Consider the following 18,474-nt stretch of genomic DNA (forward strand, 5'->3'; position numbering starts at 1 on the left):
ATCATTTTCTACGTCTTATAAATAGACATTCATGTAGCCGTAAATTAAGCTATAAACTCAATACAAAGATCCTTAATTATTAATCTCATAGTACTTCTCAACCAACTTATTTAGCAACCTTACACCGAAACCTACTGCCCCTCTTGGAGAAATATCAGTGCCTTTTTCGTGCCAAGCAGTGCCTGCAATGTCTAAATGTGCCCAACAAGTGTCGTTTACAAAACGCTGTAGAAACTGTGCAGCCATTATACTATCTCCACCAGAACCTGCAGGAGCTATATTTTGCACATCAGCAATCGGCGAATCAATAATTTTGTTATAAGTTTCATTCATAGGAAAACGCCATAATTTCTCATTTACTTCATTTCCTACATCAATCAGATGATTCGCTAATTCATCGTTATTTGAAAAAAGACCAGCATATTCATTATTTCCCAGTGCAACCACTATAGCACCAGTTAAAGTTGCAAGGTCGATCATAAATTTCGGTGCAAATCTATCTTGTGTATACCATAAAGCATCTGCAAGTATGAGCCTTCCTTCTGCATCAGTGTTCAACACTTCTATCGTCTGTCCAGACATCGAAGTTACTACATCACTTGGTCTTTGAGCATTACCGTCCACTGCATTTTCTGCAAGTGCAACTACACCAACTGCATTTACCTTTGCTTTTCGTCCAGCTAGAGTACGCATCACCCCAACCACAGTAGCAGAACCCGCCATGTCATATTTCATTGACTCCATGCCACGCGAAGGCTTGAGTGACACTCCACCAGTATCAAACGTTATGCCTTTACCCACAAAAGCTACAGGCTTTTGTTCCTTGAAAGCTCCATTCCATTTGATCACTACTAATTTTGGCTCTTTACTACTTCCCTGTGCTACCCCAAGCAATGCTCCCATTTTTTTCTCTTCCATCTGCTTCTTACCAAGCACTTCGATTTCAAGGCCAAGCTTAGTAAGCTCGGTTTTTATATAATCAGCATAGGATTCTGGATATAAAACATTAGGTGGTTCAATGGTAAGAGTACGTGCAAGAAATATGCCTTCACCTTCTTGTCTTAAACGCTCAAATGATTTTTCAGCACTACTGAATTGCTCATCTTTCGTTAGCACTGTGATCTCCTCTACTTCTGTAACTTTTTCATCCTTTTTGGTTTTATACTTATCAAATTTAAAACTGCGCAAAAATGCACCGTATGCAACATTTGCTGCATTGCCTTCGATTGAGATTGCCGCTCGCTTGATTCTTAATCTGCTTAGCTCACAATATATTTTACCACCAATATTTAATCCTTTGCTTTCATCCCATTCATCTCTCATTCCAAGACCAGCAACTATAATATTTTTTCCCTCTGATGAAGTAACGGAGAAAAATTCACCAAAACCTCCATTAAAATCACTAAATTTCTTGATGTTATCTATAGCTTGCTTATCTTGTAGAACATTAGTTATGAGCTTATCACCCTCAAAAAAACCTACCACTAGCGTCTCAAAATCGGGTAAAGCTTTAGAAATTGTTATCTTCATCGTTGACATCTCCGTTGCAAATAATTGCAAGCTGCACATAAAGCATAGTAAAAACATTAGTAAGATATTTTTCATATACATTTTAAGTACAATAGCGCTTAAGACTACTATGAACTCCGCTGATATGCAAGGGCTTTATCTTTTATCAGAAAATTTGTTATGCCCACCTAGGGTTATATTAAATGTGTAGGTCTTCATAGCCTGATTGTTATAAGTAAATGGTGCTATCAGAAGGCTTGCAAGTCCACTCTCAATAAGATTACCAAGAAGAAGATCATCACAGTTATCGCAATTATGATCAGCAAAAAACATTTGTGTTGTGAATTCTGGAAAATCTGGATGTTGGACCAAAAAGTTGATGTGTGGAGCCCTATCACCAATTTTACCTGGTACTATTGTAATAAAATTATAATAGCCAAGGTTATTTACTACAAATCTTCCTGATCCAGCAAAATTTGGATCAAGCTCCACATTTTCATCATAATAGCTCATGCCAAGTGAGTCTGCGTGCCATATAGAAACCACAGCATTTTGTATCGGTAAGCAATTTACATCAGTAACTCTACCCACTACATTTATTAATTCTCCTGATGCATTATTTGGAGAGCCAGGTTTTCTTCTTAAATTATTTGAAGAGTTAAAGCTTTTTGGCCTTGTTTCAAGATCATAAATCCCTGGAGTTTCAATACAATTAAGCAAAATAGGATCAGCTGCAAATAATGACAAATCGAATATAAATTGTACTAAAAACGCTAATAAGATATTTTTTACATTCATTTTGTTTATAGTGCTTTTATCAGAATTATAGCAACCTTTTTCTTTTATTAAAGACAAGACTTTCTTTGAAGCCTCCTTAGAATCACAACTATCCTTTCAATGTATGAGTTTTAGGTTTTAGTACTGCATACACAACTGCACGGACTTCCAATTTAGAAATTGCAAATCAATCCAAACACGCAAGTTTAATGTTACCGCCACATGCTGTAGTGTTGACACTTACAACCTTTTCTATAGAAAAACGTTGCAGATAATTAGGACCACCAGCTTTTGGTCCGGTACCTGACAGTCCTCTACCGCCAAATGGTTGTGTTCCAACTGCTGCACCTATTTGATTGCGATTGATGTATACATTTCCAACTGATATTTTCTTGCTTATTAAAGCGATCTGACTTTGTACACGGCTTTGCAAAGAAAACGTAAGTCCATATCCTGTATTGTTTATATCACTTATAACTTCATTTAACTGCGACTTATTAAAACGTATGATATGTAAAATAGGCCCAAACACTTCTTGCTTTAATTGCGAAATTTTTTGTATCTCATAAATGTACGGAGGAAAGAAATAACCATTATAAGAATTTGTATCCATTGGTACCTTGAACAAAAGGTTTGAATCTTCATCCCTTGATATTTTTTCCGTATGTTTAGTGAGCATATCAATAGATGCTTTGTCAATTATTGGACCAATATCTGTGCTCAGTTGTATTGGGTCACCTATCTTTAGTTCTTGAGCTGCATTGCATATCATTTTTACCTGTTTTTCTGCTATATCTTCTTGAATAAATAGCACTCTGAGAGCAGAACAACGTTGACCGCCACTGCGAAATGCAGAAATTAAAACATCCTTAGTTACCTGCTCTAAAAGAGCAGAACTATCAACAATCATAGCATTTAATCCACCAGTCTCAGCGATAAGTGGCACAATAGGACCATCTCTACTAGCAAGCATTCGATTAATTATTTGAGCAGTTTGTGTTGAACCAGTAAAAGCTACACCGGAAATTCTATTATCTGGTACTAATGTTTTACCTAAATACCAACCATCCCCTGGAATAAGGTGTAGCACATTTTTTGGTATTCCAGCTTCGTGTAGTATCTTAACGGCTTCATAGGCAATAATCGGCGTTTGCTCTGCCGGTTTTGCCAGCACTGCATTACCTGCTGCAAGTGCAGCTGAAACCTGTCCAATGAAGATAGCGAGTGGAAAATTCCACGGTGATATGCATAAGAAAACTCCTCTGCCTTCAAAAAAGATGAAGTTATCTTCACCTGTTGGACCTGGCAATTTTTTCCAGTCATTCAGTTCATTTTTTGCTATCATTGCATAATAGCGCAAAAAGTCGATTGCCTCTCTTACTTCTGCTATTGCATCGGATAAAATTTTTCCTGCTTCTACAATCAGAATATAAATTAACTCTTTCATCCTTTCCTCAAGCAAATCTGCAGCTTTTTCAAGGCATTTAGCGCGCTCTTCTGCTGAAACATTCTGCCACTTAGTAAAAGCACTATGTGCTATTTCAAGAGCATTTAAAGCATGAGCACTTGTTGCACTTGACACTTCTCCAATTACATTTTCCAAATGTGCAGGATTCACTACTTCGGTAAATTCCGCACTGTCAAGAAACGACTCTCCATCAATTATTGGGCCAACTTGCCATTTCTTTTCACTAAATTCCCTTATATCATTTGCAAATTGTGAAACTGCAATTGAATCGCTAATATCCATTCCCAAGGAGTTTTTTCTTTCCTCTCCAAAAATATCTCGTGGCAACGGAATGCTTGGATGAGGCTCATATTCTAAGCTTTTTACTTTTTCTAATGGATCTGAGACTAATTCTTCAATTTTAACGTCAGAATCATTTACTTGATTGACAAACGAGCTATTAGCTCCATTTTCAAGAAGACGCCTAATAAGGTATGGCAATAAATCACTATGTTTACCAACTGGTGCATATATACGACAATTGATGCTTGTTGCAAGTTCTGAAATTGCATAATCATACAAACTTTTACCCATTCCATGTAAGCGCTGAAACTCAAACCCAGGATGATTTTTATCGGCAAGCTCTATTATAGTAGCAAAAGTATAAGCATTATGAGTTCCAAAACATGGATAAAAGTGATTCTCTTTGCTTAAAAGTTTCTGCGCACAGGCAAGGTAGCATACATCTGTGTGGCTTTTTCTAGTAAACACCGGATAACCAATTAACCCTAATTCTTGTGTGCGCTTGATTTCCGAGTCCCAATATGCTCCTTTCACAAGTCTCACCATAACCTTATGCTTTGATCGAATGGCAACATCTTCAACAAAATCAAGAACAGACAAAGCACGTTTTTGATACGCTTGCACAGCTAGACCAAGCCCTTCCCACTCAGAAAGTGACTCATCAAGACGCAACTGTTCAAATAACACGAGCGACATCTCAAGCCTTTCTGATTCTTCTGCATCTATACAAAGTGAAATGTTATATTTCTTCGCTTCATGACACAGTTCCAGCAACTTAGCTCTCAGCTCTTCAGCTATATTACCAAATTGGCTAAATTCATAACGTGAGTGCAGTGAAGACAATTTGATTGAAACCCCTTGAGATTTAAAGCAATCATTTATGTCAGCAGATTCACCTATGGCTTTTATTGCATGCATGTATAAATTAAAATACTCTTCCGCATCCTCAACTGTGCAAGCAGATTCACCAAGCATATCAAAAGAGCATAAATACTTACTGTAGTCATCTGATTTCACACTTTCCAATGCTTTTTCTATAGTTTCTCCAACAATAAAATGCTTGCCAAGAATGGATATTGCTTGTTTCACCGCTTTGCGGATTATTGGCTCTCCTAAATTTTTCAATAACCTGGAAATTATGTGATAGAATTTTGAATCCTCTTCATTGTTTCTCAATATACTGCTTCCTATAATTAAACTCCATGTAGAAGCATTAACAAACAATGAAGAGGAACGCCCCAGGTGTTTATTCCATTCTTGGTTGGCAATTTTATCTTTGATCAATTCATCTATTGTGTAATCGTCTGGTATTCTAAGTAATGATTCAGCAAGACACATTAGCGCTACTCCTTCTTCGTTAGAAAGTGAGTACTGTTGTATAAAAGAATCTATAATGCCTAATTTACTACCTCTAATCTTTTCGACAATTTGTTTTGCAATATTGTAAATTATGTTTTTTGAATCAGCCGAAAGTTCTGATTTTTCTACAAGATAGCGTATGTGACTTTTTTCATCAGCACGATAAAATGCCTGCAATCGTTTTCGTAATGCGTTAGGTTCTTGTATAGAACTGATCATAATTATCTACAAAACACCCTTTACCATATATAAGATAAGATTATATCATAACTTTACATCGAATAAATTACTATTTAAATAAAGAGCCAGAATCGATTCAAAAAACCTAGTTGATGACTGTGATAGCTCAAAAGGACTGCGCAAGTATATAGCTCAACACTCCACCACTAATCAAGTACTTAACCTCAGTTGCAGTTTGTACACAGCACTTGAGTTGAATGGATTGCTCTGAATCATCCTTTCTTTTAATGATACATTCTAGATTTCCATTTGGTACTACTTCACCTTTTATGCTCACTATCTCACTACCATCAAATATCTTTCTCGTTACTCCATCCTGAAATGCAAGTGGAAGAACACCCATACCGACCAAATTGGACCTATGTATGCGTTCAAAACTTTCTGCAATCACAGCTTTAATTCCCAGCAATGCAGTACCCTTTGCTGCCCAATCCCTACTTGAACCCGTACCATATTCTTTTCCTGCAATGACAACTAATGGAACAGCTTCTCTTTTATATTGCATTGCTGCATCAAAAATTGACATAGTTTCTTGAGAAGGAATATGTTTTGTATAGCCACCCTCAGCGCTCACCATTTTATTTCTTATTCTGATATTAGCAAAGGTTCCACGCATCATTACGTTGTGGTTACCGCGGCGAGATCCATATGAATTGAAATCTTGCGGTTCAACTCCAAGACCTTTTAAATATATGCCTGCAGGACTATTTGAGGCAATATTTCCAGCAGGGGAAATGTGGTCGGTAGTGACGCTATCGCCAAACATCGCTAGTATTTGCGCATTCTTTATATCAACTATGTTGCTTTTATTGTTCTTAGTCGATAAATTATCAAAATAGGGAGGGTTTTGTATATAAGTGCTTTTCGCGTCCCAATCATAGATTTCACCTTTCTCACACTTTATCTTTTGCCAATGCTCATCACCAGAAAAAACATCCTTATACTTTTGTATGAACATTTCACGCGTCACAACACTTTTAACACAGCTCTCAACTTCATTATTTGTTGGCCATATATCTTTGAGATAGACATCATTTCCATTCTTATCTTTGCATATTGAATCTTTTGTCAAATCAATTTGCACAGTGCCTGCAAGTGCATATGCAACAATAAGTGGCGGAGATGCCAAGTAATTAGCTTTGACTAACGGATGAATTCTTCCTTCAAAGTTACGATTGCCAGACAAAACTGCAGCAACAGTTAAGTTTTTGTTTTTTATATCATCCTCTATATCCTTATTAAGTGGACCAGAATTTCCAATGCAAGTTGTGCAGCCATATCCAACTAGATTAAAACCCAAAGCATTTAGATCTACCTGCAATCCAGACTTTTCTAAATATTCTGTCACAACTTGTGACCCTGGAGCAAGAGAAGTTTTAACCCAAGGCTTTGATTTTAATCCAAGTTTAATTGCATTACGAGCTACAAGACCTGCAGCAATCATCACACTTGGATTTGAGGTGTTAGTGCAGCTTGTTATTGCTGCAATCACTACGCTGCCACTCTGGAGCTGATCGCCATAGATAGGTTCCAACGGAGGTCTGTTTGTCTCATTAATAGGAAAAGATGTAGAAAAAGATTCCGCTACTTCTGAAAGGAAAATCTTATCCTGTGGTCTTTTAGGACCAGCCATCACTGGCTTTACGCTTGATAAATCAAGCTTCAGTGTGTCAAAGAACGCCAATTCTTCATTACTACGCCACAGCCCTTGTTCTTTTGCATAGACTTCAGCTAATTTAACCAACTCTTTTGGCCTTCCGGTTAAGTTTAAATAATCTAGTGTCTTCTGATCAATTGGAAAGAATCCACAAGTTGCACCATACTCTGGAGCCATATTAGCTATGGTTGCTCTATCTGCCAAAGATAAACAATCTAAGCCATCACCATAAAATTCCACAAATCTGCCAACAACGCCTTTTGTTCTCAGGATATTAGTAATCGTTAGCACTAGATCAGTTGCTGTTACTCCCTCTGAAAGTCTTCCTATTAATTTAAATCCTACTACTTCTGGAATTACCATACTAATTGGTTGACCAAGCATCACAGACTCAGCTTCTATTCCACCAACACCCCAACCAAGAACCGATAAACCATTTACCATAGTAGTGTGACTATCTGTACCGACTAAGGTATCTGGATATAGAACTCCGCTATCGTTACATACAACTTGCGCTAAATATTCAAGATTCACTTGGTGGCAAATTCCAGTACCTGGTGGCACTACTCTAAAATTTGTGAAGGATGACTCTCCCCATTTTAAGAATTGATACCTCTCCAAATTTCTTTTTACTTCCAGTGCAACGTTTTTACCAAATGCAGAAGTGCTTCCGTAACTATCTACTTGAACAGAGTGATCGATCACAAGATCAACAGGTACAGATGGATTTATTTTGCTGGGGTTACCTCCGTTTTTCTTCACATAATTACGCATTGAAGCTAAGTCAACGACAGCAGGAACTCCTGTGAAATCCTGCATCAAAACCCTTGCTGGCTTGTAGCTAATTTCGTGATTAATGTGTTTCTTGACGCAATTTGCTAATATCTTTATGTCATCTAATTTAACGCTTACTCCATCTTCGTTGCGCAATAAATTTTCAAGCAATACCTTGAGTGAACAAGGCAATTTTGTTAAATTTACTCCTAAAAATTTACCAGCGTTACTTAGGTTAAAGTAGTTATATAACCTTCCATCAATATTTAAAGTCGTCTTTGCATTTAAAGAATTGTTCATCCTGTATTAGTTAAAATTGGAATTACTAGCGCTACTTTTTTGTTGTTGACTTTGCTGCTGATACATAGTTTCAAAATCTATAGGATCTAGCATAAGTGGAGGAAACCCACCACTACTTGTAGTTCTTGCAATTATTTCTCTTGCAAAAGGGAAAAGAAAAGTAGGTCCACCAATAAATAAAGCTTGTCTCACCTCTTCCTCACTTAGCTCTGTAAAATTTTCTATTGAAAAAATACCGCAATACTTTACCTCGCAAATGAAAGCTATATCATCTTTTACATCTTCATCTTTTACCGTTGCTTTGGCTTCTATATGCAAAGTAATTTCATGAAAAGGCTTTTCTTCACTTATTCCTTTTTTATTTTCTGTTCCTTCTAATTTTGCTGAATTAATATTAACCATTACATTAATATCAGGAGCTTTACTAGAAGGAAGGAATGGCGAATTTGGATTCTCAAACGAAAAATCTTTGACATACTGACCATGAATTTTCATTTTGTGTTGTGACATTTCTTACGTCTCCTTTAATTAAGTTGAGATGTTTAATACTTTCTTATATAATATATTCATTTACAAATGAATAGTAAACCTAACTATAGGTTAATATGAAAAACATATTTTTATCAATAATTAATAATATTTAGATACTTTATATATCAAGGAGTTAAGTTACCATGATAGAGCTTGTAATATATGCTTTACTAGCGGCGTTTATTTTTTCACGCTTATATAATTCTTTAGGAAGATCAGCCAGTCTCAACCTAAAAAAGCTAACAGGTGTATTGGATGTAAGTCAAAGTAAAGAAGATGTGGTAGAAAATATCGAAGATTATATTTATAGCAACGACAAAAGTTCAATAGAAACTACTTATGAACAAATATTACAAAAAAACAAAGAGTTTTCTATTTCCAATTTTATAGAAGGTTCAAGCATAGCTTTTGAATTAATAATAAAATATTTTAACCAAGGAAATTTACCTCAATTAAAATCCCTTCTGGACAAAGACTTATATAACAGTTTTGTGGATAAGATTAAACATCGTAAAGAGACACATGAGTCCATAATTGTTTCTATCGTTTCACAAAAGATCTTAGAAATAAAGTTAGTAAAAAACGTAATATTTATTGCAGTATATTTCCTTTCAGAGCAAATTAACTTCGTTAAGAATAACGAAGGAAACATCACATCAGGTAGCATGTCTACTATTAACAAAGTTGAAGATGTATGGCAATTCAAAAAAAATATTAATTCATCAGATCTAACTTGGTTACTTGTTTCTATTAACTATAAGAAGGCAAGTACTGATAAAAATTTAACAACAAATGACAACTGATGAAAAGTAGGCTACGAGAAATAGTACTTGATACTGAAACTACAGGTCTTGATACTAAATCTGGCCATCGAATTATTGAGATAGGATGTGTAGAACTAATTAATCGTATTCCAACAGGTAAAACATTTCATCGATATCTCAATCCAGAAAGAGATATACCTTACCACTCATTTAAGATTCATGGTATTAGTGAGGAATTTTTGGAAGATAAACCACTATTCTCAGATGTTGCACTTGAATTTCTTGACTTCATATCCAATGACATTTTGGTGATTCATAATGCTGAATTCGATGTTAAGTTCCTTAATATGGAGTTAGGCAAGTTAAATGCTGGGTTAATTTCCTCAGATAGAGTGCTAGATACATTACCACTTGCAAGAAAAAAGTTTGTAGGATCACCTGCTTCTTTAAATGCATTATGCAAGCGTTTTGATATATCGCTAGAAGGTAGAGAGTTACACGGAGCATTAGTTGATGCTCAATTGCTTGCAAAGGTCTATGTTGAGCTTACAGGAGGATTGCAAACCTTTTTATTTAATAATGAATGTGCTCAGGACAATAACTCTACGTTTATTCAACATAAAGTGCGTAATTTAGCTCGCAGAGAACATTCACCAAGTATTAAAGAAATTGATGAGCATAAGAAATTGTTAGATAAAATTAACAACCCACTTTGGAAGGAATATATTGAATCAATCAACTAATCAATATATGATTTAACTTTATTGGAAACGCTTTAATGATAAAGTTTATAAGGTTATTGTCTAGTTTGCTAATAACAGTAGCAGCTATCTTCTTAGGTTATTGTTATTTTACTAAGCAAGGCATATTTGTTTCACAAAATACAGAAATTAAAATAGGTGGGGATTTTTCTTTGATTAACCAAAACGGGCAAATAGTACGCAGTAGTGATTTCAAAGATAAGTATATGATGATTTTTTTTGGATTTTCCTCATGTAAAAGAATTTGCCCTATGAACCTTGGAATAATTTCAGAAACACTTGCAAAGTTAGACGAGAAAACTGACAACAAGCTACAAACATTTTTTATCACAGTTGATCCTGAGCGCGATAATACAGAAAGGCTTAAAGAATTTCAGCAGCAATTTGACCATAGAATACAAATGCTAACTGGTGAAAGACAAAAAATAGATGAAGTAGTTGCAAAGTATAAAGTATATGCAAGTAAAGTAGATGGAGAAGAGGAAATTAACCATTCTTCAATGATATACCTTATTAGCCCTGAAGGAAAATATGTCACACACTTTGTAGCTGATTTAAATTCAGATGAAAGTCAATCTGATAAGATTCTGGCTGAGATAAAAAAATATGTAAGCTGAACTAAAGAGCTTAGCTTACTTTAAATTTATGCTAACAGCTATTTTGATTAAACTAAGTCGTTTTTTTAATTTTTTCTAGGATCAACTCAGCAGCTTTTTGTTCAGCAATTTTCTTACTAGAAGCGCATGCAGAAACTTTGCCATAATTCTCTATGAAAATTGATATAGTAAACTCAGGATTGTGTGCTGGTCCAGTTTGTTTTACAAGTTCATACTCTGGTAAAGGTAATTTGTTTTTCTGAGTCCACTCTTGCAGTGAAGTTTTAGGATCTTGAGGAGGATCGAGGATGTCCTTAGCTAGCTTTTCCCAATGTCGGATAATAAATTTCTCAACACTCTCAAGTCCGCCGTCAATATAAATTGCACCTATTAGTGCTTCAAGCGAATTTTCTAAATTTTTTAAGTTACATTTTCCTCCGTTACAACGTTCACTATTATTCATGATAATAAAGTTACCTAACTCTATTTCTTTAGCAACATTAGCAATGGTACTGCCACAAACTAAATCCGTTTTTCTTTTTGCCAATGCTCCTTCTTTTTCTTCAGGAAACATTTTAAACAGCATAACAGACACAACCATATTCAAAACACTATCGCCCAAAAACTCTAGCCTTTCGTAGCTTACAACCTGGTCTTCGCTATTTCTCTTATTTACGCTTGGGTGAGTTAATGCCTCTTCTAATATTGCATAATCTGTAAATTTATAATTAATAACTTTAGATATTGTATCGTTCAAAACTCTCATATTAATCATTCAATAGAAAAGCACTCTCTATCATACCTCTACACTAAAAAGTTAGCTCTACTTTACTAAAACAATATCAATAACTTCCAAAATTAATGTATACAACCCACTGCTTCAGTAATGTTACTAAATCCATCTCTTTTTACCAATTCTGCAAGCTCCAGATTGATTTTGTTCACAACTTGATGCCCCTGGTATACAAGAGCAGTGTACAGTTGTACTAAAGAGGCTCCTGCCTTTATTTTTTCATATGCATCAACACCACTTGAAATTCCTCCGCATCCTATCAATAGAATTCTGCTTTTAGTAAGCTTGTACATGTCACTCAATAACTCGGTTGAAAGTTGAAATAATGGCCTGCCGCTCAACCCACCACTCTCATTATAGTAAGAATCTCGACTTATCGTAGTGTTGCTTACTATTAAGCCGTCAATTTTATATTCTAGTGTAAGCTCAGCGATATTTTCTTTTGTTTGCTGATCTATATCTGGAGAAATTTTTAATATTATCGGTATGGATTCAGAGCTATCGATTGATTTCCGGGTTAGAGTGATAGATTTCAACAATTTGGATAATTCTTGTTTATTGTGCAAATCGCGCAAGTTAGGTGTGTTTGGGGATGAGATGTTCAGTACTATATAATTGCTCTTTCCATATACTATCTTTATTAAGTCAACATAATCGCTGATTTGGTCCTTTGATGTACTGTTTCTTCCTATATTTATACCAAAAATACAATTACCAAGTTTAGTTTCACTTATCTGTTTAAGAAAATAGTCTACTCCTTTATTATTAAATCCCAATCTATTAATTATTCCTTCATCTTTAATTAATCGAAAAATTCTCGGTTTTTTGTTTCCATATTGGGGATGTTTAGTTACAGTACCAGCCTCAATAAATCCAAAACCAAATGAGAGCATCGGCTTTACAACTTCCGCATTTTTATCAAAACCTGCAGCAAGACCTACAGGACTCCTAATTTTATTACCAAAAAAGTTTACATTTAAAGACTTAGGTAGTTCTATAGGTTTCCTACAGGGCATCTTTTTTAACGCCGTTATTACCAAGGAGTGAGCGATTTCAGGCGGCAGTAAAAACAATAAATTACGTAATATCATTTTGTAAAACACTTTGCTTATTTTTAGTTTATTTTTTACCATGCAACAAGAATAACTTAGAAAGCTTGAGGTTTATCAAAATAGTAAGTATATAGTTTCTATGGGTAGTAAAAACTAATTTTTCTGAAGGGAAACCAGAACTTGATCAGTATTTTCATCTACTAATTCGAGGTAGCCAAATTTGTTAATTTGAGATTTTATTAGTATAGGAATCTTATTTCGATTTAAATAAAATCCCTGTTTTGATTGTTTATTAATCCGCAACCTTACATCCCCATTTTTCCAAGCAAGCATCTTATTTATTCCAGATTTTTCTTTACAATTATCTTCATTTACAAATCCTAAGTATTCATCTTCTGAAGAAGATATTGCAATCTCGCATATTCTATACCCTACCCAATTCCCTAGATATGGATCAGTATCGTCTTTTTCGTGAAGCTTGAACTCTCCTTTGACATATTCCCATGGAGCTTTTGCATCACCTACCTTTTTTAGAAAGAGTACGTCCTGATCAAAGTTTATAATGGTCCTTGTATGAAATGTTGTTAAGCTTGTGTCCCATAATAGTTTTTCTGTGATGCTAAAATGCTCTTTATCCTTTTGCATATTTTGAAATGATACGATTATCACATCTGCTCCAACTTCTCTTCCATAGTTAACATATTGACTAGCACGCCCATGTTTGGCTGTGAATGATGACTTACCTATTAACAGAAAGTCATTAAATAACGCATTATATATAGTCTGTGCACTGTAAGCTGTACCGACGTAAACCGGCTGTTTGTTGGATGAAGGGTACTTTTCTGGTGCAAGATGAGTATACGAGCTCTTTAATAAATAGTGAAAAGTGCAACTGGTAAGCAAGAAGGGCAAACCAATCAATAATAAAACTTCTGTTAATCTCTTTGGCATTTTACTGCTTATATTTTGAATATAGTATCTTATTTTTTTAAATATTTCATTAAAAGCCACACTTCTTGTTAAAATTTCAGAAGAAAAAACGATCTAATTGGAGTAAGAGGCCGGGACCGGAATTGAACCGGTATAAAAGGATTTGCAGTCCTCCGCATAAGCCATTCTGCCACCCAGCCGTTTTTTATGCGTAGATATTAATTATATCTTTTAGCATAGATAAAGCATCCTCTTTTTTTCTTTGAAAAGTGTTGCGCCCGATAATTGAACCATTACCACCACCTTGCTTAATTTCTTTTGCCTCATTGTATATATCATCCACTGACTTTGACTCACCACCAGAGAAAACTACTATTCTTTTTCCTGCAAAGCAAGACTTTTTAATATATTCAATTCTTTTAGATAATGATTCAATATTTTCTATTTTTTCTCTTTCCAGATGATTGGTTGGAAGTTTTACTTTTATTATGTTGGCACCGAGCAAAGCCGCTATATGCGCAGCATAGGCAATCACATCAACTGCTGTTTCACCTTCTTTGGAAACCCCTTCACCACGTGGATAAGACCATAGCACTACAACAAGGCCACAAGATTTAGCCTCAGCTATAATTTTGCGAGCTTCTTCCATCATATCAAAACACTTAGCAGAACCAGGATATATAGTAAACCCAACAGCCATGCAGCCCAAACGCAGCGCATCTTTTACAGAGGCAGTTATTGCTTGATCTGAAGTTAAGCTTTTTGAGTGCAAAGAGTTAGCGCTATTAAGCTTCAAAATAAGTGGTAGCATTCCAGCATAAGTTGAAGCACCAGCTTCGATCATACCAAGCGGAGCAGCGTATGCACTTACTCCTGAATCAACTGCAAGCTGAAAATGATAATGTGGATCGTAAGCATTAGGGTTAACTTCAAAACTTTTTATTGGTCCGTGCTCAAATCCCTGGTCTACAGGGAGAATTACTAACTTGCCAGTTCCACCAAGTTTCCCATGCATAAGAATGCGAGTAAGATTCGCTTTTACTCCAGGGTTTTCACTTTCGTAGTAACTTAGGATTTGTTTTACTTCTTCACTCATTAATATCTTCAAATTTACTCAAAGTGTAGCAAAAACTATAGTTGAAGCAAAGACCTTTTTATGCTCTTGTTCCTACGCCTATATTTAAAGGTGTAACTTTAGGATCAGTAGTATGCTGTTGTGGTTTTTCTTGAACTAAATCTTCAAAATACATTTTAACAATAGGAAGAACGAGCGGCATAAGTACTAATTTGTAGTCATACCATGCAAATTTTTCTTTATAACTAAATTCCGCATCTTCTTCATATAAACACTGGATACAGTATTCACCATATAGTTCAAAAGCTTTCACAAAAGTCCTAAGTAAAGCAATAAGTAATAAATCTAATGCTAAATTAGCTATTAGCATCGTTCCATATTGAACAGGCCAGCCATTTTGTGCAACTTCCGACATTAAACTGCATACAGCAAACGCTGCTGATATACATATTACATAATTATCAGCAGCAATAAGTAGATTGTATCTTCTATTTAACCTATCTAGATTTCCTTCTTGTGAGCCTCTTTGTTTACTTGCTGCATAGATAATACTACAAAAGGATATAATAAATAACCATGGCCAAACTCCAATGCTGAATGCATAAAATTTATAAGCAATATTTTGCACTTTGCCACTGTTAGCAAGTTGTGATAAGCAATATTTGACTTGAGGCGACGGACCAAGTACCACATTTGCTAATATAAAAAATAAACATGCTCTATTCACAGCTTTCTCTCTACGCAATAGAATCTCATTGATTCTCCTTTGTTTTTCCTGCACTTCTCGCTGTAATGTTATAGATATGCCAGCTGCTTTTAAGTCGTTAAGATATTTCTCTAGCTTATCTTTATCTGCACTAAGTTTTTTAAACTTTTCTTCAGCTATTTTTTTCTCTTTCTCTCCTACTACTTTATCAGGGTGACATTTTAATGAAGCTCTTCTAAAGCGCCGCTCAACTAACTTAAGTACATCATCAAACTCCTGGCTTATTACTTCTTCCGCTTTTATTCCCAGCCTTGAAAATAAATTCCGTAAATCTTGATTACTGTAATATTGATTTCTGGTTAAACTTGCCACTATAGCCTCATTAAAAAATAGTGACTATACTACAAATTTAATACTCAAGCAAGAATTTAAACTATATCAAAAGCAATTCCGTGTTTACCAATATAAATCCTTAATTTCTTTCCTTTAATTAATCGACGATTCAGTATTTCTTCAGCCAAATGACTTTTTATCTCTTTTTCAATCAGCCTCTCTATTGGGCGTGCTCCCATTTCTTTGCTATAACCTGTTTGCGCAAGATAAGACTTTACTTCTTCTTCCACTGAGCAGCTTATACCCTTTTGCACAAGTTGTTTTTTTAATTCCTGAATAAATTTATCCACAATGTGCAAAATGACATCCGCATCCAAATCAGAAAAGGAAATGACTGCATCAAGACGATTACGAAATTCGGGGCTAAAAACCCGTTCCATTGCTTTTTCGCTGTCACTGATGTTAAAGTTTTTATACCCAAAGCCAATAGAACTTTTGTTACGTTCAAATGCCCCTGCATTGGTTGTCATAATTAAAATCGTATTGGAAAAATTAACCTTACGTCCGTAAGTGTCTGTAACACAACCATAATCCATGATTTGTAGTAATATATTATAAATATCACTATGAGCTTTCTCAATTTCATCAAGAAGTACTACGCTATATTGATTATTAGATACAGATTCTGTAAGCAATCCACCTTGGTCGTAACCCACATATCCAGGAGGGGAACCAATCATTCTAGATATTGTGTGAGGTTCCATATACTCAGACATATCAAACCGAATAAGGTTCATACCCATATTTTGTGCTAGCTGCTTCGCAAGCTCAGTCTTACCTACACCAGTTGGCCCTGCAAAAAGATACTTTGCCAAGGGTTTATTGTAACTTCTCAGACCAGATTTAGCAATTTTAATAGAATTAACGAGAAACTCTATCGCTTGCTCTTGACCAAAAATGGCCCTATTGAGATTTTCTTTCAAAGATTTTACTCTTTGCATATCATCAAACCCGCAAGGTACGTTTGTAATCCTAGCGATAGTACTCTTAATGTCTCTACTGTTTATAATTTTTCGCCTGCTTTTTTGTAACTTACAATATGCCCCTGCTTCATCTATAACATCAACTGCTTTATCAGGTAATATTCGCCCAGTAATATACTTGTGTGAAAGTTCAGCTGCAGATTTAATGGCATGTTTCGTGTAATATACTCCATGATACCTTTCATAGTAATGCTTTATACCATCTAGTATCTTTACTGTATCATTAATAGAAGACTCTTTTACATTAATTTTTTGAAACCTCCTTGCTAATGCTTTATCCTTTTCAAAGCTATTGCTATATTCTCTATATGTAGTTGCACCTATACAACGCAACGCACCTCTTGCAAGTGCAGGTTTGAGCAGATTGCCAGCATCAAGAAAGCTGCCACTTGTTGAACCTGCTCCAATAATAGTGTGTATTTCATCAATGAAAAGAATAGCGCCAGGTTTTGCCTCAATTACTTTTATTATAGATTTTATTCTCTCTTCGAAGTCACCTCTATAGCGTGTTCCTGCAAGAAGTGATCCTAAATCCAAAGCATAAATTATGCTGGATCTCAGTGCACTCGGAACACTACCTTCAATAATTTTCAATACCAAGCCTTCAACTATTGTTGTTTTACCAACACCTGGTTCTCCGACATATAAAGGGTTATTTTTTCTGCGTCTTAGCAAGATTTCTATAGTGCGATTTAATTCATAATCACGACCAATGACATAATCTATTTTTTTGCTTCTTGCATAATCATTTAAATTTCTACAATAATTTTGTAGAACTTCTTCATCTTTTAATAATTCACCTTTATTTGCTACAGTAGAGATATCGTTATTCTTATCAAGTTTTATCTTGCGATTAGTTACATATTCTTCTATATCACCTGAATATTTTATATTGGATATGTTATAAATCAAATTAGAATCCTTTGCATTCTGTTTGCATAATAGCTCTTCAATGTATAAATCTTGCTCAGACAGAATCTCTAATAGAATACTTGCTCCATTTATTTCTTTTCTTCCCAGACGATGAGCTCGTATCATGGCTTTATGTATTATGCGTTGAAATAGCACATCAGGCTCAACTTTATTGACAGTTAATTCGGAGTTGTCTTGTAAAAAACCTTTTGCATTATTACCACGATCATTCCTTAATATAATATTATCTATATTTATGATTTCACCAGCTCTGATGTTACATCTTGATAAAACATAATTTACATCCACATCTTTGGTTAATGCTAGCAACAAATGTTCCACTTTTGCATATTTAAGCTTACAATCAGAAGCAATCTGTAACGCTCTATTTAAACTTGCCTCTAAATTTTTAGAAATCATCTATTCTCTTTAAAAGTGTAAATTTATATATAATTAGTAGCACACAATTATTAAAAAAACTGAAATCTAGCAGCTCGTTGTAGCCAAATTGAATTAAGCTACAGATTATAGTCCACACAGCCTAACATTATACCGTTGTGATAATCTCAAAACGTTATAAGCAGCAGAATTAAGATTATCAAATTGTAGGTA

At 35.0% G+C, this 18,474-nt stretch carries 14 protein-coding genes and 1 tRNA gene; 3 read left to right on the forward strand and 12 right to left on the reverse strand.

What is annotated here, in order from left to right; translation table 11 throughout:
- Window positions 1–72 precede the first annotated feature (72 nt).
- The 5 genes from AAGE00_RS06585 to secB all read right to left on the reverse strand — a co-directional run bounded on the left by AAGE00_RS06585 (window position 73) and on the right by secB (window position 8,876).
- Window positions 73–1,530 (reverse strand): leucyl aminopeptidase, encoded by a 1,458-nt coding sequence (locus AAGE00_RS06585; protein ID WP_007302471.1) that lies wholly within the window; start codon window positions 1,528–1,530, stop codon window positions 73–75.
- Between the two features lie 135 nt (window positions 1,531–1,665).
- The gene (locus tag AAGE00_RS06590; RefSeq protein ID WP_012481990.1) at window positions 1,666–2,307 is read right to left on the reverse strand and encodes a protocatechuate 3,4-dioxygenase; all 642 of its coding nucleotides are present in this window, start codon (window positions 2,305–2,307) and stop codon (window positions 1,666–1,668) included.
- Between the two features lie 166 nt (window positions 2,308–2,473).
- Window positions 2,474–5,614, reverse strand: coding sequence for a bifunctional proline dehydrogenase/L-glutamate gamma-semialdehyde dehydrogenase PutA (putA, locus tag AAGE00_RS06595; protein WP_213863901.1), 3,141 nt, complete (start codon window positions 5,612–5,614; stop codon window positions 2,474–2,476).
- Between the two features lie 127 nt (window positions 5,615–5,741).
- Window positions 5,742–8,366, reverse strand: a complete 2,625-nt coding sequence (gene acnA / locus AAGE00_RS06600) for an aconitate hydratase AcnA (RefSeq protein ID WP_213863900.1) — start codon at window positions 8,364–8,366, stop codon at window positions 5,742–5,744.
- Window positions 8,367–8,372: 6 nt separating this feature from the next.
- On the reverse strand, window positions 8,373–8,876 hold the full coding sequence (gene secB, locus AAGE00_RS06605; protein WP_007302467.1) for a protein-export chaperone SecB: 504 nt from the start codon (window positions 8,874–8,876) through the stop codon (window positions 8,373–8,375).
- Window positions 8,877–9,040: 164 nt separating this feature from the next.
- Between secB and AAGE00_RS06610 the strand changes: the two genes are divergently transcribed.
- The 3 genes from AAGE00_RS06610 to AAGE00_RS06620 are packed head-to-tail and all read left to right on the forward strand — an operon-like array spanning window position 9,041 to window position 11,039.
- Window positions 9,041–9,700 carry a Tim44/TimA family putative adaptor protein gene (locus tag AAGE00_RS06610; protein WP_007302466.1) on the forward strand — a complete coding sequence of 220 codons (660 nt, stop codon included), beginning with the start codon at window positions 9,041–9,043 and terminating at the stop codon, window positions 9,698–9,700.
- Entirely contained in the window at window positions 9,700–10,404 is a 705-nt protein-coding gene (gene dnaQ / locus AAGE00_RS06615; RefSeq protein WP_007302465.1) for a DNA polymerase III subunit epsilon, read from the forward strand. The genes AAGE00_RS06610 and dnaQ overlap by 1 nt, the downstream gene beginning before the upstream one ends.
- A gap of 35 nt (window positions 10,405–10,439) precedes the next feature.
- Window positions 10,440–11,039, forward strand: coding sequence for an SCO family protein (locus AAGE00_RS06620; protein ID WP_007302464.1), 600 nt, complete (start codon window positions 10,440–10,442; stop codon window positions 11,037–11,039).
- 52 nt (window positions 11,040–11,091) lie between these two features.
- Here the strand turns inward: AAGE00_RS06620 and rnc are convergent, their stop codons facing one another.
- The 7 genes from rnc to AAGE00_RS06655 form a co-directional block, all read right to left on the reverse strand.
- Window positions 11,092–11,784 carry a ribonuclease III gene (rnc, locus tag AAGE00_RS06625; RefSeq protein ID WP_213863898.1) on the reverse strand — a complete coding sequence of 231 codons (693 nt, stop codon included), beginning with the start codon at window positions 11,782–11,784 and terminating at the stop codon, window positions 11,092–11,094.
- 92 nt (window positions 11,785–11,876) lie between these two features.
- Window positions 11,877–12,944 carry a quinone-dependent dihydroorotate dehydrogenase gene (locus tag AAGE00_RS06630; protein WP_007302462.1) on the reverse strand — a complete coding sequence of 356 codons (1,068 nt, stop codon included), beginning with the start codon at window positions 12,942–12,944 and terminating at the stop codon, window positions 11,877–11,879.
- 72 nt (window positions 12,945–13,016) lie between these two features.
- Window positions 13,017–13,814: a hypothetical protein gene (locus AAGE00_RS06635; RefSeq protein ID WP_052264760.1), complete on the reverse strand. Its 798-nt coding sequence runs from the start codon at window positions 13,812–13,814 to the stop codon at window positions 13,017–13,019.
- Between the two features lie 107 nt (window positions 13,815–13,921).
- A tRNA-Cys gene (locus tag AAGE00_RS06640) sits at window positions 13,922–13,993 on the reverse strand.
- 5 nt (window positions 13,994–13,998) lie between these two features.
- Window positions 13,999–14,889 carry a class I fructose-bisphosphate aldolase gene (locus tag AAGE00_RS06645; protein WP_213863897.1) on the reverse strand — a complete coding sequence of 297 codons (891 nt, stop codon included), beginning with the start codon at window positions 14,887–14,889 and terminating at the stop codon, window positions 13,999–14,001.
- A 58-nt stretch (window positions 14,890–14,947) separates the two neighbouring features.
- Complete coding sequence (locus AAGE00_RS06650; RefSeq protein WP_264376718.1) at window positions 14,948–15,946, reverse strand: molecular chaperone DnaJ; 999 nt, start codon at window positions 15,944–15,946, stop codon at window positions 14,948–14,950.
- Window positions 15,947–16,002: 56 nt separating this feature from the next.
- Window positions 16,003–18,282 carry an AAA family ATPase gene (locus AAGE00_RS06655; RefSeq protein ID WP_007302458.1) on the reverse strand — a complete coding sequence of 760 codons (2,280 nt, stop codon included), beginning with the start codon at window positions 18,280–18,282 and terminating at the stop codon, window positions 16,003–16,005.
- Window positions 18,283–18,474: the final 192 nt, after the last annotated feature.

It is taken from the genome of Wolbachia endosymbiont (group B) of Aricia artaxerxes (assembly GCF_964026975.1).
Taxonomy (GTDB): Bacteria; Pseudomonadota; Alphaproteobacteria; order Rickettsiales; family Anaplasmataceae; genus Wolbachia.